The sequence below is a fragment of the Luteitalea pratensis genome (genome assembly GCF_001618865.1).
Classification (GTDB): Bacteria; Acidobacteriota; Vicinamibacteria; order Vicinamibacterales; family Vicinamibacteraceae; genus Luteitalea; species Luteitalea pratensis.
In genome coordinates this window covers 4496044-4517288 of the sequence record NZ_CP015136.1, presented here as the reverse complement: position 1 = coordinate 4517288, position 21245 = coordinate 4496044, and the positions used below count along the sequence as shown (strand labels likewise).

Genomic DNA, 21245 nt, shown 5'->3' with positions numbered 1-21245 from the left:
CACTCTCGACGAATATGTCATTTAGCGCTTACGGGACGATGGGAGTGATGGCGATGGTGCGCTGCCCGGTGGCGACGGCGTCGGCGGGGAGTTCCCATTCCCCGAGGACGTCCTGGTCCAGCGTGGTTGCCACCACGCCGGGAGCCGCGCCCAGCACCTGCATCACGCTGCCGGGCAGGGCCGGCAAGTCGCGGCCATTGACGACCGAGCCCTGGGCCTGGCGCGTGAGGCGCACGTACCAGCGATCGCCCCGCCTGGCCTGGTTGAGCAGGCCGACGAGTTCATCGACGCTCCGCGCCTGTTCCAGCGACCGGCGGCGTCCCTCGAGCTGGGCGAGCGTCGTGCCGTCGATGACCTGCAACTGCAGCGTGCCGGTGGCGGTTGCCGGAATCGGCACCTGCAGCCGCTGCACCTGCGGCGCACTGCGGAAGCTGCGCGTCTCGGTCATCAATGTGACCGTGTCTCCGGCGCGGGGGCGCGGTTGCGCGATCCAGGCGCGATCCAGGCGTGTCGATCGCTGTCGTTCGTCGGTGTCGACCTCGAGCGTGATCCGCCCGATCCTCGGCGTGCCGAGATCGCTGCGGAGCACCGCGGCCAACGGCGCGGCCAGCGACGCCGAGGCCGTCACGACGGCGCTGTCGCCGCCGAAGACGTTGTCCATGCGCAGTGTGGAGGCGCCGATTTCGGCGGCGCCCTTCATGCGGATGGTGGAGACGCCCACTTCGCGCTGGTAGGACTGCAGCACGTTGGCGACGGCGGCAAACACGATCAGCGGCGAGAAGAGCTGGTCCTCGGCAACTTCGAACGCGAACGACCGTGACGTGCCGCCATTGGCGCGCATCGCGACCGTCAGTGGAATCGTGCGCGGCCGAACGCCCAGCGTGCCGGCGATCGCGGTGGCGCGATCCTGGTCCAGCACGCCCATCACCTCACCCAGCTGCGCGAGCTTGATGGAGTTGAGCAGGCTCGGAATCACCGCGACGACGTGCGCGCGCGTCATCGGCAGCTGCGCCGGGCCGAGGTTGAAGAAGGGGTGGCCGAAGGCGAGCACGCGGGTGCCCTCGACGCTCGTCACGGTGCCGGTGGCGCCGAGCGACAGGTCGCCGCTCACGAGACTGACGCCGACGGCATCACCCGGCTGCAAGGGGGCAGTGGTCGCTGCAGCTGGCACACCGCCGGTTTCGGCGACGGCCATGCCCGCGCCTCCCGAGACCGGGGCGAAGCCGGCCGCCGCGAACGTGTCCGACAACCACGAACCGACCGGGGTGGAGAAACCCGCCATCGCCAGCGGCGTTGCGATCGGGCGAAGGACAGGGCTGCTGACGGTGTCGAGACCAAACCCGCGCATCGAGGCGGGGGAGACGTTCACGCCGTCGCGGCCGGGCATCGACGCCAGGAACGCCTCGCGGAGTGCCTCGGCCGTCAGCGCCGTGTCGAGCGGAAAGGACGCCACCCGGCGCGGGGGCGCCGCCGCGGACGCGGCTGTCGCGTCTTCCATCTCGGCGATCGGGGTGATGCCGGCAATGGGTGCCTTCGCGAACTGGCCCATGGAGTAGGCGACCGCGCCGACGAGGCGGCCGTCGATGTACACGGGGCTGCCGCTCATCCCGGCGATTACGCCGGTGTTCTCGAGTCCTGCACCCTCGAGGCGCGCCAGGATGACCTGACGTTTGGGCCCGATCACGCCGTCGAGGACGCCCAGGATATGTGCCTTGAAGGTGACGCGCTCGTCACCATCCATGCGCGTGACGCCCTCGGCGACCTGTCCACGGCGGATCTCGGAGACGGGGAACGTCGTGCCTGCGGCCTTGACCGCCGTTGCGGAAACGGGCAGGTACGCCGACCACGGCGCGCCGCAGAGGGCCAGCGCCAGGCTGGCGGCGACGGCGCCACGAAGCAGACGAGCAGTCACGGCTGAGGATGCGGGCAAGATGGCTCGGTTATGACACGCGGTCCGAAGGGGGTCAAGCGAGCGCATGGCTCGCGTCATACCCTATGACGATTGTTGACGCCGTTCGGACGACTCTGGTACGGTCTGGTGCACATGCGGGTTCTTGCCGCCTTCTCCTTCGTCTCTGGACCTGCCATCGACCGCGCGCCGTTTTCGGCGCGCTATTGGTGGTGGTATCGGTCCACAGCCGAGGGGGCGGCGGTCTAGCCGCACACTGACCAGTACCGACTCGAAACGAGTTCCTGGCGCCCCTTCGGCCACCTGCCGACGGGGCGCTTTTGTTTTTCCTGACGAACGCTGAACGCCGAACGCCGAACGCGCATTAACGCCTAACGCCTAACGCCTAACGCCTAACGCCTAAACGCCTTTAAGCCCTGAGCCGTAGGCCGGAGGCGGCAGGCCGCAGGCCCTGAGGTTTGTACCCGACTCCCGACTCCCGACTCCCGACTCCCGATCATGCCTACCCCGACCCCCGTGAAACTCGTGGCCACCCTGGCCGACCTGACCGTCGAGGCATTGCCGGCGGCGCGGGCAGAGGCGTTGCGGGTGGCCGATCTCGTGGAGTTTCGCCTCGATCGGTTGCCGCCGCTGCCGCTGGGGGAGGTTCTCGGTGAGGCCACGGCGCGGGCTGTCGTGACGTTCCGGCCAACGCGTGAAGGTGGGCTGTTCAGCGGCGACGAGGCGACGCGGGAGCAGCGGCTCCGCGACGCGCTGGCAATGGGGGCGGCGTTTGTCGACGTGGAATGGGACGCCGACTTCGCCGACGCCGTGATCGCGGCGCATCCCGGGCGGGTGGTGCTCTCGCGTCATGACTTCGTGGGCCTGCCCGCCGACCTCGCCGGCCTGGTGCGCGCAATGAATGCCCGGCATCCCGCCATCGTCAAGCTTGCGGTGACGCCCACGCGGTTGACCGACCAACTGCAGCTCGCCGCCGCGGCCGTCGCGGCCGCCGGCACGCCAGTGGTGCTGATTGCCATGGGCGCTGCCGGCCTGCCCTCGCGCATCCTTGCCGGTCACGTCGGCTCGTGCTGGACCTACGCCGGCGCCGCCATCGCCCCCGGGCAGGTGACGCCGGAGCTGATGCGGTCCCGCTACCGTGTCGGGCAGCACACGACCGGCACGCAGGTGTTCGGCGTGGCCGGACGGCCGATCAGTCATTCCCTGTCGCCGACGCTCCACAACGCTGCCCTGCGTGCCCTCGGCGTCGACGGCGTCTACCTGCCGTTCGAGGCACAGGACATCGACGACCTGCTGGCCACGGCAGCGGCGTTCGACGTGCGCGGCCTCAGCGTCACCGCCCCGTTCAAGCTCGATGCGCTGGCGCGCGCGTCCTCGGCCGATCCGGTGGCGCGTCGGCTCGGAGCGGCCAACACGCTCACGCGTACGCCTGACGGCTGGGTCGCGCGCAACACCGACGTCGAGGGCTTCCTGCATCCGCTCCGTGCGCGGCTCCCGCTTGCAAGGGCCCGTGCGTCGGTGCTGGGTGCCGGTGGCGCCGCTCGCGCTGTGGTCGCCGGCCTGCATGCCGAAGGCGCTCGCGTGACCGTTCACGCCCGGCGTCGCGGCCAGGCCGAGTCGCTGGTGCCGCTGGGCGCCACGGTGGGGGAGTGGCCACCGCCGCCGGGCAGCTGGGATTTGCTCGTGAACACCACGCCCGTGGGCACGGCACCCCATGCCGACGAGACGCCGCTCGGCGCGGAATTGCTCGGCGCCGGTGCGCTCGTCTACGACCTGGTTTACAACCCCGGCCGGACGCGCCTGCTTCGCGAGGCGGCGGCGGCCGGCTGCGAGACGCTCGGTGGTCTCGAGATGCTGATTGCCCAGGCGGCGGTGCAGGTCGCCACCTGGTTCCCCGTCGAGCCTCCCGTCGAGGCGATGCGCGCTGCCATCCACGCCGAGGCGCCGCAACTGGTGCTGGAGACCACATGTCCGCGATGACCCAGACCACATTCGACGAATTCGTCGATCTCGCCCGCCGGGGGACGTTCGTGCCGGTGTGCCGCGAACTCCTGGCCGACCTGCTCACGCCCGTGTCGGCCTTCCTTCGCGTCGCGGAACATTCCGATTACGCGTTCCTGTTCGAGAGCGTCGAGGGCGGCGAGCAGGTGGCGCGCTACTCGTTCCTCGGCAAGGACCCGTTCCTCGTGCTGCGGGCGCGCGATGGCAAGGCGATGATCGAGCAGGGCGGCCAGACCGCCGCGCTCGACGAGGGCTTCGTCGCGGCGCTGCGTCGCATCATGGCCGAGTACCGCTCGCCCTTCGTCCCCGGGCTGCCACGATTCACCGGCGGTGCCGTCGGGTTCTTCGGCTACGACGCGGCGCCGTGGTTCGAGCCCGCCCTCCAGGAGGTGTGGAAGAAGTACGAGGGCCAGCAGGACCCGCGCGACGAGGCGGCGTTCATGCTGTTTGACACGGTGCTCGCGTTCGACCACGTGAAGCACCGGATCCTGCTGATCGCCAACGCCCGCATCTCGCCGTCCGACGACCTGGCGTCGCTGTACCAGTTCGCAAACGCGCGGCTCGACTTCCTGCAACGGGAACTCGAGCAGGCGCATGCGCAGCCGATTGCCGGCGGTGCCCCCGGGTCGGAGCCGCCTGCCGTCCGGGCGCTCACGAGCCGCGAGCACTTCGAACGCAACGTACGCACGGCACAGGAGTACATCGCCAGGGGCGACATCTACCAGGTGGTGCTGTCGCAACGCTTCGAGGTCGACATCCAGGCCGACCCGTTCACGGTCTATCGCGCGCTGCGCCACGTGAACCCGTCGCCGTACATGTACTTCACGCGTGTCGGCGAACTGTCGATCGTCGGCTCGTCGCCCGAGATGCTCGTCCGGGTCGAAGGCGGCCAGGCCGAGACCCATCCGATCGCGGGCACGCGGCCACGCGGCAGGACGCACGAGGAGGACCTTCGCCTCGGCGAGGAGCTGAAGCGCGACGAGAAGGAACGCTCCGAGCACGTCATGCTCGTGGACCTCGGCCGCAACGACCTCGGCCGCGTCTGCGCCTACGGCTCCGTGCGGGTGCCCCAGTTCATGACGCTCGAGCGCTACTCGCACGTCATGCACCTGGTCTCGCGTGTCGTCGGGACGCTCGCCGATGATGCCGACCGGCTCGATGCGCTCGTGTCGTGCTTCCCCGCGGGGACCGTGTCCGGCGCACCGAAGATTCGCGCCATGGAGATCATCGCCGAGCTCGAGGGGCGTCCGCGTGGCGTCTATGCCGGGTCGGTGGGCTACGTGGACTTTGCCGGCAACCTCGATTGCTGCATCGCCATCCGGACCGTGTGGATGCGCGACGGTGTTGCCTACGTGCAGGCCGGCGGCGGCATCGTCGCCGACAGCCATCCGGCCGCCGAGTACGAAGAAAGTCTCAACAAGGCGCGCGCGGTGCTGCGTGCGCTCGAACTCGCCCATTCGCTGGGGCATCACGCCGGGTAGCCATGCTCCTGTTGATCGACAACTACGATTCGTTCACCTACAACCTCGCGCAGTATCTCGGCGAACTCGGTGCGGAAGTGGCGGTGCACCGCAACGACAAGATCACGCTCGACGAGGTGGCGGCGCTTGCGCCGTCGCACATCGTGATCTCGCCGGGCCCGGGCCGGCCCGAGGACGCGGGCATCTCCGTCGAGGTGCTGCGCCGGTTCGGTCCGTCGGTGCCGATTCTCGGCGTGTGCCTTGGCCACCAGGCGATGGGCTACGCGTTTGGCGGCCGCGTCGTCAATGCGACCGTGCTGATGCACGGCAAGACCTCGGATGTCGAGCACGATGGACAGGGCGTGTTCCGCGACCTTCCCCAGGGGTTCACGGCGGCGCGGTACCACAGCCTCGTGGTGTCGCCCGACGCGTTGCCCGAATCGCTGGAGATCACGGCGCGCACGGTTGGCGACGGGACGATCATGGGGTTGCGCCATCGTGAGTATCCGATGCACGGCGTGCAGTTCCATCCGGAGTCGGTACTGACCGGCCCTGGACACCACCTGCTGCGAAACTTCCTGGAGATCCGATGATTGCGCCGCTGCTCGAGAAACTGCAGCGGCACGACGCGTTGACGACCGACGAGGCCGCCAACGCGATGGCGGCGATCATGCGCGGCGAGGTGACTCCGGCCCAGATTGCCGGGCTGTTGATGGCGCTGCGCTCGAAAGGCGAACGCCCGGAGGAATTGGTGGGGCTCGCGCGGGCCATGCGCGAGGCGGCGGTGCCCTTGCCGCGGTCGTTCACCGATGTGTTCGACACGTGCGGCACCGGCGGCGACAACCTCGGCACGGTGAACGTGTCCTCGATGGCCGCGGTGGTCGTCGCCGCGTGCGGCGTTCGCGTCGCCAAGCACGGCAACCGATCGGTTTCGAGCCGCAGCGGCAGTGCCGACGTCTTCGAGGCGCTCGGCGTCAACGTGGCCGCCACGCCGGAGGTGGTCGCGCGCTGCCTCGAGGAGGTGGGCCTCGCGTTCCTGTTCGCGCCGACGTTCCATCCCTCGATGCGCCACGCCGCGCCCGTGCGTCGCGAACTCGGCGTGCGGACGGCCTTCAACCTCCTCGGTCCGCTGACCAATCCGGCCGGCACCACGCGACAGCTGGTCGGGGTACCCCGACCCGAACTCACCGAGCTGGTGGCGCGGTCGCTGGGCCTGCTGGGGTCCGCGCACGTGTGGGTCGTGCATGCCGCCGATGGCCTCGACGAACTCTCCACGACCGGCTACACGAAGGTGTCCGAGTGCCGCGATGGCCTGCTGCGCACGTTCTTCGTGCACCCGTCGACGTTTGGCCTGGCCAAGGCCTCGCTGGAGGATCTCCGCGGCGGTGATGCGGTGCACAACGCGAAGGTCGCGCGCGCGGTGCTGGATGGAGAAGCCGGCCCGGTGCGCGACGTGGTGCTGCTCAACGCCGGCGCCGGGCTCCTCGTCGCGGGTCGAGTCCCCACGGTGCAGCACGGCGTGACGATGGCCGCCGAGGCCATCGACAGTGGCCGCGCGTCGCAGGTCCTGGCGCATCTCGTGCGCGTGTCGCATGGCCCGGAGGTGGACGCGTGAGCGTGCCCGTGGTGCCGTCCGTGCTCGACTCGATCATCGCGGCCGCACGGAAGCGGGTCGAAGTGGCGCGCGAGCGGCGAAGCCTCGCGGACCTCGAACGCGCGATCGCTGTCGGCAGGGGGACCGGTTCTGCGATCCAGGCTGAGCCGTCTGGCCGCGTTCGGAGAACGGGCCCTACCGTCCCGAGCCCCGCCGAAGGTAGGGCCGGCTCTCCGACGGAGTCGCGCCGAAGCCCTGGCGAAGGCGGCCGCCCGGCCAACGCGGGCCGCGCTGGCGCAGCGCGCACCTTCATGGCGTCGTTGATGCAGCCAGGCATCCGCGTCATCGCCGAATGCAAGCGTCGATCGCCCTCGAAGGGCGTGTTGCGCCCACACTACGACGCGGTGGCGATTGCTGGTCAGTACGCGACGGCAGGCGCCGCCGCCATCTCGATCCTGACCGAGCCCGGCTTCTTCGATGGCGCACTGGATCACCTGGTGGCCGTCCATGCGGCGCATCCGGACGTGCCGTTGCTGCGCAAGGATTTCACCGTCGACGAGTACCAGATCGCCGAGGCCGTGCTCGCGGGCGCATCCGCGGTGCTCCTGATCGTGGCGGCCCTCGATCAACCGGCTCTCGTGCGCCTGCTGGCGTTCGCGTCGCAGGTGGGCATCGATGTGCTGACCGAAGTCCACGACGAGAACGAAGCGCATCGTGCCATGGACGCCGGCGCCACCATCGTCGGCGTCAACAACCGCAACCTCAAGACACTCGAGGTATCGATCGACACCGCATATCGCGTGGCGCCGATCATCGCGCCGGCGCGTGTGCGTGTGGCCGAAAGCGGCTTGCGAACCGGTGCGGATCTCGCGTCGCTGTACGCAACTGGATATGGCGCGTTCCTCATCGGCGAACGCTTCATGACCGAGGCCAACCCGGGAGAAGCACTCGCGTCGGTGATCGGCGACGCGCGCGCGGCCCTCGAGGCGCAAGCGTGACCCGCATCAAGATCTGCGGGATGACCAGCGTGGAGGATGCGCTGATGGCTGTCGAGGCGGGCGCCGACGCCATCGGGCTGATCTTCTGGACCGGCAGCAAGAGGGCCGTGGGCGTCGAGCAAGCGCAGGCGATTACCCGCGCACTGCCGCCGTTGGTATCGACCGTCGGCGTGTTCGTGAACGAGACACCGGATCGCGTTCGCACCGTGGCCGATGCCGTCGGCCTCTCCGGCGTGCAACTGCACGGCGACGAGGCGGTCGCGGAGTGGGCGCGGTTTCCGCGTCCGGTCCTCAAGGCATTGTCGATCGAACGGTACGCGACCAGTCCGTGGAGGTCCGCCCGAGCCGCCATCCTCGTCGATGCGCATGACCCGGTGACGATCGGTGGCACGGGACGCACGACGGACTGGGATGCGGCGCGCGAGATCGCGGCGACGCGACCGTTGGTGCTGGCTGGCGGACTCAGGCCCGAAAACGTCGGCGAGGCAGTCACGCTGGTGGCGCCCTGGGGCGTCGATGTGGCCTCGGGCGTCGAGCAGGCGCCTGGCGTCAAGGATGCGGCCCGCGTGCGGGCCTTCGTGCAGGCAGTGCGTGCGGCCGATGCCGCGCGGGCACGGAAACAATGACGACTGAGGGAAGGGCCGGCTCTCCGAGGCCGGCCCACAGGGACGCAGGGAACAGACGATGACGATGGCAGCGCAGGAACGGACGGGACGGCCCGTATTCGGGCGTCGCGACCCGGACGCCCGCGGGTACTTCGGCGAGTACGGCGGACGGTTCGTGCCCGAGACGCTGGTGGCTCCGATGGAGGCGCTCACCGAGGCGTATTTCGCCGTGCGGCAGGACGAGGCGTTCATCGCCGAATTCGAGCAGTTGCTGCGACAGTTCGTCGGGCGGCCGACGCCGCTCTACGAGGCGCGGCGGCTCTCGGAGGCGTGCGGTGGAGCCACGATCCTGCTCAAGCGTGAAGACCTTGCGCACACCGGCGCGCACAAGATCAACAACGCCCTCGGCCAGGCGTTGCTCGCCCGGCGCATGGGCAAGTCGCGCATCGTCGCCGAGACCGGCGCGGGGCAGCACGGCGTCGCGACCGCGACTGTCTGCGCGCTGCTCGGCATGCAGTGCGTCGTCTACATGGGTGTGGACGACATGGCGCGGCAGGCGCTCAACGTGTTCCGCATGCGCATGCTCGGGGCGGAGGTGCGCGGCGTCGATTCGGGATCACGAACGCTCAAGGATGCGATCAACGAGGCGATGCGCGACTGGGTCGCGACCGTCCAGGACACCTACTACTTGCTCGGGTCGGCACTCGGCCCCCACCCGTACCCGGTTATGGTGCGCGAGTTCCAGTCGGTCATCGGTGAGGAAGCGCGCGTGCAGTGCCTGGCGGCCTACGGACGGCTGCCCGATGTCGCGTTGGCGTGTGTCGGCGGAGGCAGCAACGCCATGGGCCTCTTCGACGCGTTCGTGGCCGATCGCGGTGTGCGATTGATTGGCGTCGAGGCCGGCGGCGAGGGCATCGAGGGCGGCAGGCACGCGGCGAGGTTCGCCGGCGGCACCCCGGGAGTGCTCCAGGGCACGCGGACGTTCGTCCTGCAGGATGCCAATGGCAACATCGAGCTTACGCATTCGGTGTCGGCGGGACTCGACTATGCGGCCGTCGGCCCCGAGCATGCCGACCTGCTGCAGCAGGGTCGGGCGGAGTACCGGTATGCCACCGACCCCGAAGCGCTTGCGGCCTTCGCGAGGCTGGGGCGGCTCGAGGGCATCCTGCCCGCGCTCGAATCGGCACATGCGATCGCGGCGGTGGAGCAGGTCGCACGCGAGGTGGGCACGGACGGCCTGGTCCTGGTGAATCTGTCGGGACGAGGTGACAAGGACGTGCAGAGCATCCAGGAACTGCTCGGAGATCAGGCATGAGCACACCGCTCGAAGGGGCGTTCGCCAGCATGAAGGCGGAGCGGCGCACGGGGCTCGTGGCGTTCGTGTCCGGAGGGGATCCGACCCTGGAGCGTTCGGCCGACGTGATTCGCGCCATCGACGAGGGCGGAGCCGACGTGATCGAGATCGGCGTGCCGTTCTCGGACCCGTTGGCCGACGGTCCCGAGATCCAGCGATCGTCGGAGCGCGCGCTGCGAGCCGGCGCGACGCTGCGAGGCGTCCTCGATCTGGTAGGGGACCTCCGGAAGGACGTCGCCGCACCGCTGGTGTTGTTCAGTTACGCGAACCCCGTGGTGCGCTTTGGTGTCGAGGCGTTCGCCGCCCGCGCGGCGGAGGTCGGCGTCGACGGCGTGCTGTTGCTGGACCTGCCGCTCGAGGAAGCGGGGCCGACGCGCGACGTCCTGGTGGGCCGCGGGCTGGCGCCCATCTTCCTGGTGAGCCCGACGACGACAGGGGCGCGGGTGCGCAAGGCGAACGACCTGGGGAAGGGCTTCCTGTACGCGATCTCGCGGCTCGGCGTGACGGGCGCCCGCGACCAGGTGGCTGGAGACGCGCGAGCGCTCGTGGACCGCCTGCGCCAGGACGCGACACTGCCCATCGCGCTGGGGTTCGGCCTGTCGCGGCCCGAGCACATCCGCGACGTCGGCAAGTATGCCGATGCGGCCGTGGTGGGCAGCGCGCTCGTGGCGCAGGTCGCAAGGTACGGGCAGTCGCCCGCGCTGGCCGACGAGGTCAGGGGGTTCGTGCGCTGGCTGCGCGAGGGAGCGTCGGCATGACCGACCCGGACTGGCGGATGCGGGAACTGCGCGAGCGCATCGACGCGCTCGACGAGCAGATCGTCGTCCTGCTCAACGAGCGGGCCGGATGCGCGCTGCGGATCGGTGAGATCAAGCGCGAAACGGGCATGCCGATCTACCAGCCCGGTCGCGAGCGCGACGTGCTCGAGCACGTGCGGCGGGTCAATGGCGGGCCGCTCGACGGTGGCGCCGTGATGCGGTTGTTCGAACGGATCATCGACGAGGCGCGCCGCCTCGAGCGCGAGGTGCAGAAGGCGCACGACGCGGGCAGGACAGAAGCGGAAACGGACACGTGACCGGGTACCGGGTACCGGGAACCGGGTACCGCGTGAAGGTAGGGCGCGTTCTCCGAACGCGCCGATCTGGATACGAAAGCGAGCAGTGACATGGTTGTGGTGATGGAGGAACGCGCGAGCGAGGAACAGATCCAGCGCGTGGTGGCCCAACTGGTGCAAATGGGCTTCGATGTGCACCGCTCCACCGGATCGCTCCGGACGGTCATCGGCGCCGTCGGCGGCGAGGGCAAGCACGACCCGCGCCTGCTCGAGGTGCTCGACGGGGTGCACGAGGTGATGCGAATCACCGAGCCCTACAAGCTGGCGAGCCGCACGTTCCGCAGCGAGGACACCGTCATCACCATCGGCGATCTCCGGATCGGTGGCGACGAGGTCATCGTGATGGCCGGCCCGTGCTCGGCCGAGAACGAGGCGCAGGTCCTGAGCACGGCCGCGGCGGTGCGGCGGGCCGGAGCGAAGGTGCTGCGCGGCGGCGCGTTCAAGCCGCGCAGTTCGCCGTACAGCTTCCAGGGGCTTGGCGAAGAGGGCCTGAAGATGCTCCGAACCGGGGCCGACGCGCACAATCTCAAGCTCGTCTCCGAGGTCATGGACGCGAACCAGATCGCGTTGATGGACGGCTACGTGGACATCTACCAGGTCGGCGCGCGCAACATGCAGAACTTCACGCTGCTGCGTGAACTCGGCAAGGTCCGCAAGCCGGTGCTGCTCAAACGCGGCATCTCGGCGACCATCGAGGAATGGCTGCTCTCGGCCGAGTACGTGCTGGCCGGCGGCAACACGGACGTCATCCTCTGCGAGCGCGGCATCCGGACCTTCGAGAGCTACACCCGTAACACGCTCGACATCTCCGCGATCCCGGTCGTGAAGAAGCTGAGTCACCTGCCGATCGTCGTCGACCCGAGCCATGGCACCGGTCGCCGGGACAAGGTGGCGCCAATGGCGCGCGCCGCCGTCGCGGCCGGCGCCGACGGCCTGTTGATCGAAGTGCACTGCGACCCCGACAACGCGATGAGCGACGGTGCGCAGTCGATGTACCCGGGGCAGTTCGAGCGACTGATGGCGGAGTTGCGCATCATCGCGCCGGCCATCGGCCGCAGCATCTGCCAGGAACCGGTGGCGCGGCGCGGTTGGGGCCAGTGAACGAGCCGGCGCCCTTCGAGCGGGTCCTGCTGGTGGGCTGTGGCCTCATCGGCGGATCGCTCGGCCTGGGAATCCGCACAGTGTGGCCCGAGGTCACGATCACGGTACTCGATCCGGCCGCCGATCCGCGGGTGAAGGATCACTTCACGCTGGTGTCGTCACCGGCGGCGGCGGAAACGACGGATCTCGTCGTGCTCGGTGCCCCCGTGTTGGAGAACCTGCGGTTGCTCGATGCGCTCGCGCCGTACGTCGGCGCCCACACCGTCGTGACCGACCTTGGCAGCACCAAGGGCGCGATGGTCGCCCACGCGCGGCGGCATCCGGCGCTCGCGTTCGTCGGCGGCCATCCGATGGCCGGGAGCACGCACAGCGGTTTTGCATATGCCGATCCCGGCCTGTTCGTCGGTCGCCCCTGGATCCTGACGCCGGACACCGACGGCCGTGTGCCCGCCGCGGTGGTCGGGGCCGCACTGGCCCGGCTGACCCAACTCGTCGTCGGCATCGGCGCGCGGCCCGTCGTGATGGGCGCCGACGAGCACGACCACGTGATGGCTTACGTGAGTCATCTGCCCCAGATCGTCAGCAGCACGTTGATGGCCGTTGCGGGCAAGGCGGTCACGAGCGATGGGCTGCAGTTCGCGGGCCCGGGGCTCGCCGACACGACGCGACTTGCAGGCAGCGCACCCGCGCTCTGGCTCGACATCCTTGCCACCAACGCCGCGCACGTCGGCCAGGCGCTCGACACGTTGCGGACGATGCTGCCGACGCCCTCGATGTTGTCTGGAGACGCCGCGCCGATTCAGCCGTTGCTGCAGGAAGGGCGTCGCTGGCGATCCGCCTTCGATGGCCAGCGTCCGCCGCGGTCCGCATCGCGCCTGCTGCATCGGCCGGCGACGCGCACGTTCCTCGAGATGCGGTCGTCGTCGCAGGTCGTGCCTTTCGCGTTTCCCGACGTCGGCACTGTCGTCCAGCGACTCGACATCGTGCCCGGGTCGCTCTATCGCTACCTGTACCGGGAAGTCGGGCGTCCCTGGCACTGGCTCGATCGGTGGGACTGGAACGACGCGCGCGTCGCGGAACACCTCGCGTCGGGCGGTGTCGAGATCTGGCTGCTGTCGGTGGCCGGTACGCCTGCCGGATACTTCGAGTTGCATCGCACCGCACACGAGGTCGAGATCGGCTACTTCGGCCTGTTGCCCGAATTCATCGGTCAGCGGCTCGGGCCGGCGTTGCTCACGGTAGCAGCGCAGCAAGCGTGGGCCAGTGGCCCGAATCGCGTCTGGCTGCACACCTGTTCGCTCGATCATCCGGCGGCCATCCGGAACTACCAGCGCGTGGGCTTCGTGCCGTATCGCGAGGAGCAATACGACGCGAAGATCCCGGTCGATCGGGAGCTGTAGGGGAATCGGGAATCGGGAATCGGGAGTCGGGAGTCGCCGAGAGCGCCGAGCGCCGAACGAAGGGCGGGCGGCCGGGGCGGCCGGTACCTCGAGAAGTGTAGGTGTCGAGCTTGCTCGACACGCACCTCGAGGCCGCATTGTCTCAGCCTTGCGTAGCCGTCGACATTCCACCTTCGCCAAAGGCTACGGCGGACAAGTCAGGTCGACGGGAGCGGGCCGGGCTCGGAGAGCGGCCTACCTCCCGTACGCTGTCCTCCATCCTCCATCCTCCATCCTCCATCCTCCATCCTCCATCCTCCATCCTCCGTCCTCCATCCTCCGTCCTCCGTCCTCCGTCCTCCGTCCTCCGTCCTCGATCCTCCGTCCTGCCATCCGGTACCCGGTACCCGGTACCCATCTCGCGAAGCCTATACTTCGATAAGCATGGACAAGCAGATCGCGAGTGCAGACGCGGCCGTCGCCCTCATCCCCGATGGCGCCACGGTCATGATGGGCGGCTTCGGGCTCTGCGGTATTCCCGAGTCACTGATCGCCGCGCTCCATCGCCGTGGTACGCGCGACCTGACCGTCATATCCAACAACGCGGGCGTCGACGACTTCGGCATCGGCGTGCTGCTTCGGACCCGGCAGGTGCGCAAGATGATCGCGACCTACGTTGGCGAGAACAAGGAATTCGAGCGGCAATACCTCACGAAGGAGCTCGAGGTCGAACTGATTCCCCAGGGAACATTCGCGGAACGGATCCGCGCCGGCGGCGCCGGCATCGGCGGTTTCTTCACCCCGACCGGGTACGGCACGATTGTCGCCGACGGCAAGGAAACACGCGAGATCGGCGGCGTGCACTACGTGCTCGAGGCACCGCTGCGCGCCGACTTCGCACTCGTGAAGGCACACACCGGCGACACCCACGGCAACCTGGTCTATCGTCGCACCGCTCGTAACTTCAACCCCGTCATGGCGACCGCCGCGCGCGTGACGATCGCGGAGGTCGAGCATCTCGTGCGGCCAGGCGACATCGACGCCGACAGCGTGGTCACGCCCGGCATCTTCGTCGCGCACGTTCTCATCGGCGGGCCATACGAGAAGCGGATCGAAAAACGCATCGTCATGACCTGATGCCTCATGAAGGGAACCGACGGCCGAAGGCCCAATGACGAAGGCCGTCAGCGAAGCGGGACTCATGGACAAACGCGAACGCATCATCGGCCGCGTGGCGGCCGAGTTGAAGGACGGCGATTACGTGAACCTGGGCATCGGCCTGCCGACGCTCGTGGCCAACCACGTCCCGCCGGGGATTGACATCGTCCTGCACTCGGAAAACGGGCTGCTCGGTGTGGGCCCGTACCCACGGGAAGACGAAGTCGATGCCGACCTGATCAACGCCGGCAAGGAGACCGTGACGGCGCTGCCGGGCGCGGCGTTCTTCAACGGCGCCGAGTCGTTCGCGATGGTCCGTGGCGGACACATCGACCTCACGGTGCTGGGCGCGCTCGAAGTGGACGAGCAGGGCAACCTCGCCAACTGGATGGTGCCAGGCAAGATGGTGAAGGGCATGGGCGGGGCGATGGATCTCGTCGCCGGAGCCAAGCGCGTCATCATCGCGATGGAACACGCCACGCGGGACGGGCAGCCGAAGATCGTGCCGCGATGCACGCTGCCGTTCACCGGCTTGCGCGTCGTGCATCGCATCGTCACCGAGCTCGCGGTGATCGACGTGACGCCCCACGGACTCGTGCTGCGTGAACTCGCCGAGGACACCACGCTCGACGCGGTCCGCGCGGTGACGAGCGCCGCGTTCAGTGTCGCCGATCCCCTGGAGCGCTTCTGATGTCCTCAGCGAACACGGCGGTGATCCTCTCGGCATGTCGCACGGCCATCGGCAGCTTTGGCGGCGCACTCAAGGACCTGTCGGCTGCGGACCTCGGCGCCGTCGTGATTCGCGAAGCACTCGCTCGCGCAGGCGTGCCGGCTGGCGCCGTCGACGATGTGCTGATGGGGTGCGTACTGCAGGCGGGCGCGGGCATGAACGTGGCGCGACAGGCGGCACGCACGGCTGGATGTCCCGACGAAGTGCCGGCGATGACGATCAATCGCGTCTGCGGTTCGGGACTGCAGGCCGTGGCCAGCGCCGCCCAGGCGATTCGCGCCGGCGATGCGACGTTGGTCGTTGCCGGCGGCACCGAGTCGATGAGCAACGCGCCCTACCTGCTCAGGCAGGCGCGATGGGGACTTCGCATGGGCCACGCCGAGATCACCGACAGCATGATCGCGGACGGCCTGACCTGTGCCCTGGGCGCGTGCCACATGGGCATGACGGCCGAGGAGATCGCCGGGCGATACGGCATCGATCGAGCCGCACAGGACGCGTTTGCGGCCGAGAGCCAGCGTCGCGCCGTGGCGTCGATGGCGGCCGGCGATTTCGACGCCGAGATCGTCCCGGTGCCGATTCCGCAGAAGAAGGGCGACCCGGTCACGTTCGCGCGCGACGAGTACCCGCGCGCGGGCACCACCGTCGATGCGTTGGGGGCGCTCCGGCCGGCGTTCAGCAAGACCGGCTCGGTCACGGCAGGCAACGCCTCCGGCATCAACGATGGCGCCGCGGCACTCGTGGTGGCCGACGGGGCACGCGCCGAGGCGCTCGGCCTGCGGCCGCTCGCTCGCATCGTGGCCTTCGCCGCCGCCGGCGTCGAGCCGATGGTCATGGGACTCGGCCCGGTGCCCGCCGTGCGCAAGACGCTCGAGAAGGCGGGATGGGACGAGAAGGACGTGGATCTCTACGAACTGAACGAGGCGTTCGCGGTGCAGGGACTGGCCGTGATGCGCGACCTCGGACTCGGACCCGAACGGGTCAATGTCTGCGGCGGCGCCATCGCGCTCGGCCATCCCATCGGGGCGAGCGGCGCACGCATCCTGGTCACGTTGCTCCACGCCCTGCAGCGACGCGACGCGCACCGTGGCATCGCCTCGCTGTGCATCGGCGGCGGCATGGGGATCGCGATGGCGGTGGAGCGTCTCTAGGGCGGAGGTACGCCGTCCGAACGGGGTGCGACCTACTGGGGCGGCTCGGAGGCGTCTCGAATGCCCGGCCGCACCTGGACCACCGTGGCGTTCCCACCGACCGTGCGATCGCCCTTCTTCATCCGGAAGCGCACGTTGTAGCGGCCCGCCGTCTGGTAGGTGTGCGTGCTGCTGTAGTAGCGGCGGATCTGGCTCTGGCCCGGTTCGTACGGCGGGCAGTCGGGCGTGTTCTCCGACGTGGTGCCGTCGTCCCAGTCCCAGATGATGGTGTTGCAGTAGAAGGGCTCATAGTCGAGAGCGCCGCCCTTGAGCTCGGCGCGGACAGCGATCTTGGCTGGCGAGAACGCGATGAGCGGCGAAACCTTGAGCCCGATTTCGGGGCGCGCCTCATCTTTCGGCGCCTTGCCGTCCTTCTCCTGCACGGGCGCCTGCGCGGCCGCTGCCACGCTCCACGCGCCCACCAGGATTGCTGTCCGCCACATGCGAGTCATCGCTGTCCCTTGCTCGAAACCGCCGATATCCCGGGATCGTAGCACCCGCTGCGGTGCCCGGGCCCGCGGACCCGCGGTATACAATTCGTGGTCATGCCGTCGCACGAGTTCTTCACCACGCCCACGCTGCGTCTGGTGGTCGGAGCCACCGCCAGGGTCGACGCGGATGTGTTGGTGATTCCCGTCTTTGCAGACACGGACCCCGCCACCCTCGATCTTCCAGACGACGTGACGCAGGGAATGGTCGCGTTGCGCGGCACGCAGGAACTGAAGGGCGAACCCTACGAGCAGCATTGGCTTCGTGCTGACGGGGTGGCCGCTGGAAGGGTGTTGCTGCTCGGCGGTGGGCCGGCTGGCAGTGCCTCCGCCGACGTTGCGCGCCGGCTGGGAACCGCGGCCGGCCTGGCCACGCGCACACGGGGCCAGGGCCGGGTGGCCATCGTGGCGCATGGCCCGCTGCAAGGCGAAGCGACTGTCAGGGCGCTGGCCGAGGGCGTGACACTCGCCGCCTTCCACGTCGACGCCTACAAGACACGCGATCGCAAGCTCGCCGATCTGCAGTCAGGGGCCATCGTCGTCTCGACCGGGGGAGCAGAGTCCCTGGCTGATGCGGTGGCGCTTGGATCGGTGCTGGGCGAGGCCGTCAACGTCGCGCGCGCCGTTGCCCACGAGCCGCCCAACGTCCTCACGCCGGCTGTGCTCGCCGATCGCGCGAAGGCCCTGTTCGTGGGGACACCCGTGCAGGTCGACGTGCTCGACGAGGCCCAACTGCGCGAGAAGCACATGGGCCTGCTGCTCGGCGTGGCCCAGGGCAGCGTGCACGCGCCACGCATGATCGTGCTGACCTACGAACCGGCGGAGGCCTCCGTAGGACCGGTGCTCGCGCTGGTGGGCAAGGCGGTCACGTTCGACACCGGCGGCATCTCGATCAAGCCTGCCGACAACATGGACAAGATGAAGTACGACATGTGCGGAGGAGCCGCCGTGCTCGGCGCCTTCCACGCCATCGCCCGGACCGGCGCACCAGGCAAGGTGATCGGCGTCATCCCGTCGGTGGAGAACATGCCGAGCGGTGCGGCATTCCGTCCAGGTGACATCCTCACGGGTGCGAGCGGACTGACCGTCGAGATCACCAACACCGACGCCGAAGGACGCCTCATCCTCGGCGATGCCTTGTGGTACGCCAGGCAACTGGGCGCGACGCACATGGTGGACATCGCGACGTTGACGGGCGCATGTGCCGTGGCGCTCGGCCGTGTCGCGTCCGGCCTCTTCGGTTCGCCCGACACATGGCGCGACACGGTGCAGGCGGCCAGCGTGCGTGGTGGCGACTTCCTGTGGCCGCTGCCGATGACCGACGACTACAAGGAGCTGCTCAAGAGCGACATCGCCGACATGGTGAACGCGGCGGGCACTCGCTATGGTGGCGCCATCAGCGCTGCGCTGTTCCTCAAGGCCTTCATCGGCGACACCTCCTGGGCGCATCTGGACATCGCTGGCACGGCGTGGGCCGACGAGCCGAAGCCGTACCAGCCGAAGGGCCCGACTGGCGTCGCCGTTCGTACGCTGATCGAGCTCGCGCGGTCGTCGGCGAGCTGGGGCTGACGATGTCCGTCCGCCCTAGCCTTGGCGAAGGCGGATCGCAGGCTCCCGCACAGCCGAAGTCGGATGCGCCGCCGCCGGCCCCACCGACTCCTCGCGACGCGACGAAGGACAATCCCGCGACTCAGCCGGCGATGCCTTCCGGCCCTCCCGCGGGCACGGGTATCCTGCGTGCGCCTGGTGTGCCGCCGCAGCAGGTGCCCCTGATGTCGATCCAGAAGGACGCGCCGGCAGGCACACGCGTGGAGGTCGGGCCGATCACCCCGGCCAAGGGCGTGGCCGACGTCCTGATGGGCTCCATCGGCATCGTCTTCATCGCCGTGCTCGCGTCGGTGATGCTCGGGGCCGTGCTCGGCGGTGTCCTCGTGCTGGTGAAGCACCGCCTCGGATGGGGCGGTCCGGAGAAGGACGCCGAGCAGCACATCTCGCTTACGGAGAGGTAGGGACCCGCTTCTCGGAGCGGTCCATGGCTGGCCGGCGACGTCGCGGAAAGGTCATGGACGCCCCAAAGAGGTCATGGACGCCTCGGAGAGGTCATGGACGCCTCGGAGAGGTCATGGACGCCTCGGAGAGGTCATGGACGCCTCGGAGAGGCGTCCCTACCTGGAGGCGGTCGTGGTATTGCCCTTGAGCGATCGCTGGTAGCGGATCACCGCATCGCGGAGCGCTTCCGCGATCTCCTGCCGATACTTCGCGGTCTTCAGGCGCCCGCCCTCGTCGGGCGTGCTCACGAAGCCGATCTCGGCCAGCACACTCGGCATGGACGCCCCGATGAGCACCACGAGCGGGGCCTGCTTGATGCCGCGATCGGGCAACTCGCTCTCGCTCTTGCGCAGCCGCGACACGAGGTTGCCCTGGACGATCTCCGCGAGGTCGCGCGACTCGTCGGCCTTGTTGTTCAGCGTAATCGCCTTGACGATGTCGGGGAGCTGTCGCATCGAGCCCTTGGCGATGGCGTTCTCGCGCGCCGCCACTTCCTCGGCGTCACTCGTGTTGGCGAAGTTGAGGATGAACGTCTCCACGCCCTGCGCCGTCTTCTTCCGGCTGGAATTGGCGTGAATCGAGAGGAACATGTCGGCGTTCTGCCGGTTGGCGATCCGCGTCCGTTCCTCGAGTTCGATGAACTCGTCGGTCCGACGCGTCATCACGACATCGATGCCCGCCTCCTGTTTCAGCAATTTCTCCACGCGCAGGGCGACGTCGAGCACGAGTTCGGCTTCGCGGATGCCGTCGCCGAGCGCGCCCGTGTCGTGGCCGCCGTGGCCGGCGTCGATGACGATGCGCGAGACACCGAGGCCCAGCTGACGGGCGAGTGAGTAGTTGCCGGAGCTGTTGGATTCGGGTGCCGTCGGCACCGCGGCGACATTCGGGCCCGCAGGCGCGGACCCTATTGGCGCGTCTGTCGCACGCGTCGTCTCGGCGACTGGCGCGGGTGGCGGGAGCGGGCGCGCCGGCATCGTGTTCTTCGGCACGAGCGTGTCGCTACCGGCGGGGCGCGGCCCGGAGGCGACGGCCGTTGGAGCAGACGTCGGCCCCTTCTGCGTCAGTGCGCCGGGCTCACGATACATGTCGAGCACGAGCCGGTAGGGGTTGTAGAGCGTGAACAGGCTGTGCCTGGCGACGCCGCGGGTATCAATCACCACGCGCGCGACACCGCCGGGATGTGTGCCGATGCGAATCTCGCGCACGATGTCGCCGTCCGTGAAGGTCCTGACGCCTTCCTCGATCGCGGATGCGAGGCTGGCGCCGGTGAGATCGAAGAACAGGCGTGACGGATTCTGGAGCGCTTCCTCGTGATAGGCGACCTCGCCGTCGAGTTCGATCGTGACACGTACCACTTCCGGCAGGACGACGCGCTTCACGTCCCGCACCACGACCTTGCCGGCGACGGCCGGCCGTGTCGGGACGTTCGGCATCGCCGGCACGGGCTTGGGCGCCGGTGGGGGAGTGGTGGACGTACGACTTGCCGCGGTGGCCGCGGCAGACGAGACCGCGGGGCTTTCGTCCACGGTCGCGTCATCGGCCGCCGTCGGCTCCGCCTCGGCGGTCCGGATGTTGGCCTTGGCGAGTTCGGTGGCGGCGGGGGAAGGCGCGGCGCGCTCGGCCCGTGCGCTTCGCGTGCCGGCGTCTGCCTTGGTCGTCTTTGGCGCCGCCGCCGAGATCTTGCGCAGGCGCGTCTGGGCGTCGCGCGCGAGCGAACTCGACGGGTACTCCTTCACCAGCCAGCGCAGCATCTCCATCGCGCGGTCGCGCTCCTGCCTGGCGCCGTAGGAAATGTTGGCGTCGTAGGCCAGGTTGGCGCCGTTCCAGAGGGCGTTGTCGGCGTACCCGCTCGTGGGCCACCTGCGGGCGATTGCCTCGTAGGCCTCGATCACGGCCCGCATCTGCGAAAGTGGCGCCTGACGGCGCGACACGCGCAGCGTGCGCTCGCGCGCCAGCGTCCGATCGTAGGCGCTCCTGGCAGTGCTCGCGGTCCGAGACGTTGCCGCAGGTTCCGTCTTCGTGGAACCCGGCTTCTTCTTCTGCGTGGCGTCCACCGGCCCACAGATGGCCAGGCCGAGCGTCGCCGCGGCGATGATGCGTAAGCTGCGTCGCATA

At 69.1% G+C, this 21245-nt stretch carries 19 protein-coding genes; 16 read left to right on the top strand and 3 right to left on the bottom strand.

Going from position 1 to position 21245, the window contains the following annotated elements:
* Nucleotides 1-28 precede the first annotated feature (28 nt).
* Nucleotides 29-1912 carry a SpoIVB peptidase S55 domain-containing protein gene (locus tag LuPra_RS18630; protein ID WP_162271441.1) on the bottom strand — a complete coding sequence of 628 codons (1884 nt, stop codon included), beginning with the start codon at nucleotides 1910-1912 and terminating at the stop codon, nucleotides 29-31.
* Nucleotides 1913-2407: 495 nt separating this feature from the next.
* Here LuPra_RS18630 and LuPra_RS18625 point away from each other — a divergent pair, with 495 nt between their 5' ends.
* From LuPra_RS18625 to LuPra_RS18555, 14 genes are all read left to right on the top strand, one after another.
* Nucleotides 2408-3889: a type I 3-dehydroquinate dehydratase gene (locus tag LuPra_RS18625; RefSeq protein ID WP_110172139.1), complete on the top strand. Its 1482-nt coding sequence runs from the start codon at nucleotides 2408-2410 to the stop codon at nucleotides 3887-3889.
* A complete protein-coding gene (trpE, locus tag LuPra_RS18620) occupies nucleotides 3877-5391 on the top strand; it encodes an anthranilate synthase component I (protein WP_234800460.1) in 1515 nt (504 codons plus the stop codon). The genes LuPra_RS18625 and trpE overlap by 13 nt, the downstream gene beginning before the upstream one ends.
* 2 nt (nucleotides 5392-5393) lie before the next feature.
* Complete coding sequence (locus LuPra_RS18615; RefSeq protein ID WP_110172138.1) at nucleotides 5394-5963, top strand: anthranilate synthase component II; 570 nt, start codon at nucleotides 5394-5396, stop codon at nucleotides 5961-5963.
* Nucleotides 5960-6985, top strand: a complete 1026-nt coding sequence (trpD, locus tag LuPra_RS18610) for an anthranilate phosphoribosyltransferase (protein WP_110172137.1) — start codon at nucleotides 5960-5962, stop codon at nucleotides 6983-6985. Before LuPra_RS18615 ends, trpD begins: the two co-directional genes overlap by 4 nt.
* Nucleotides 6982-7962, top strand: coding sequence for an indole-3-glycerol phosphate synthase TrpC (locus LuPra_RS18605; RefSeq protein ID WP_110172136.1), 981 nt, complete (start codon nucleotides 6982-6984; stop codon nucleotides 7960-7962). The genes trpD and LuPra_RS18605 overlap by 4 nt, the downstream gene beginning before the upstream one ends.
* A complete protein-coding gene (locus LuPra_RS18600) occupies nucleotides 7959-8588 on the top strand; it encodes a phosphoribosylanthranilate isomerase (RefSeq protein WP_110172135.1) in 630 nt (209 codons plus the stop codon). The genes LuPra_RS18605 and LuPra_RS18600 overlap by 4 nt, the downstream gene beginning before the upstream one ends.
* Nucleotides 8589-8652: 64 nt before the next feature.
* Nucleotides 8653-9882, top strand: coding sequence for a tryptophan synthase subunit beta (trpB, locus tag LuPra_RS18595; RefSeq protein ID WP_110172134.1), 1230 nt, complete (start codon nucleotides 8653-8655; stop codon nucleotides 9880-9882).
* On the top strand, nucleotides 9879-10679 hold the full coding sequence (trpA, locus tag LuPra_RS18590; RefSeq protein WP_110172133.1) for a tryptophan synthase subunit alpha: 801 nt from the start codon (nucleotides 9879-9881) through the stop codon (nucleotides 10677-10679). The genes trpB and trpA overlap by 4 nt, the downstream gene beginning before the upstream one ends.
* Nucleotides 10676-10996 carry a chorismate mutase gene (gene pheA / locus LuPra_RS18585; RefSeq protein WP_234800459.1) on the top strand — a complete coding sequence of 107 codons (321 nt, stop codon included), beginning with the start codon at nucleotides 10676-10678 and terminating at the stop codon, nucleotides 10994-10996. Before trpA ends, pheA begins: the two co-directional genes overlap by 4 nt.
* A gap of 90 nt (nucleotides 10997-11086) precedes the next feature.
* The gene (gene aroF, locus LuPra_RS18580) at nucleotides 11087-12136 is read left to right on the top strand and encodes a 3-deoxy-7-phosphoheptulonate synthase (RefSeq protein WP_110172131.1); all 1050 of its coding nucleotides are present in this window, start codon (nucleotides 11087-11089) and stop codon (nucleotides 12134-12136) included.
* Complete coding sequence (locus LuPra_RS18575; RefSeq protein WP_157899377.1) at nucleotides 12133-13536, top strand: prephenate dehydrogenase/arogenate dehydrogenase family protein; 1404 nt, start codon at nucleotides 12133-12135, stop codon at nucleotides 13534-13536. Before aroF ends, LuPra_RS18575 begins: the two co-directional genes overlap by 4 nt.
* 423 nt (nucleotides 13537-13959) lie before the next feature.
* Entirely contained in the window at nucleotides 13960-14652 is a 693-nt protein-coding gene (locus LuPra_RS18565) for a CoA transferase subunit A (protein ID WP_110172128.1), read from the top strand.
* Nucleotides 14653-14686: 34 nt separating this feature from the next.
* Nucleotides 14687-15364: a 3-oxoacid CoA-transferase subunit B gene (locus LuPra_RS18560; RefSeq protein ID WP_110172127.1), complete on the top strand. Its 678-nt coding sequence runs from the start codon at nucleotides 14687-14689 to the stop codon at nucleotides 15362-15364.
* Entirely contained in the window at nucleotides 15364-16554 is a 1191-nt protein-coding gene (locus LuPra_RS18555; RefSeq protein ID WP_110172126.1) for an acetyl-CoA C-acetyltransferase, read from the top strand. The genes LuPra_RS18560 and LuPra_RS18555 overlap by 1 nt, the downstream gene beginning before the upstream one ends.
* Nucleotides 16555-16586: 32 nt before the next feature.
* Here the strand turns inward: LuPra_RS18555 and LuPra_RS18550 are convergent, their stop codons facing one another.
* On the bottom strand, nucleotides 16587-17045 hold the full coding sequence (locus LuPra_RS18550) for a hypothetical protein (RefSeq protein WP_157899376.1): 459 nt from the start codon (nucleotides 17043-17045) through the stop codon (nucleotides 16587-16589).
* Nucleotides 17046-17138: 93 nt separating this feature from the next.
* Between LuPra_RS18550 and LuPra_RS18545 the strand changes: the two genes are divergently transcribed.
* Together LuPra_RS18545 and LuPra_RS18540 are read left to right on the top strand one after the other, a co-directional pair.
* Nucleotides 17139-18650, top strand: coding sequence for a leucyl aminopeptidase (locus LuPra_RS18545; protein WP_157899375.1), 1512 nt, complete (start codon nucleotides 17139-17141; stop codon nucleotides 18648-18650).
* A 2-nt stretch (nucleotides 18651-18652) separates the two neighbouring features.
* Nucleotides 18653-19090 (top strand): hypothetical protein, encoded by a 438-nt coding sequence (locus LuPra_RS18540; RefSeq protein WP_110172123.1) that lies wholly within the window; start codon nucleotides 18653-18655, stop codon nucleotides 19088-19090.
* Between the two features lie 156 nt (nucleotides 19091-19246).
* On the opposite strand, the gene LuPra_RS18535 is transcribed toward LuPra_RS18540, so the two are convergent.
* Nucleotides 19247-21244, bottom strand: a complete 1998-nt coding sequence (locus tag LuPra_RS18535; protein ID WP_110172122.1) for an N-acetylmuramoyl-L-alanine amidase — start codon at nucleotides 21242-21244, stop codon at nucleotides 19247-19249.
* Between the last annotated feature and the right edge of the window lies 1 nt (nucleotide 21245).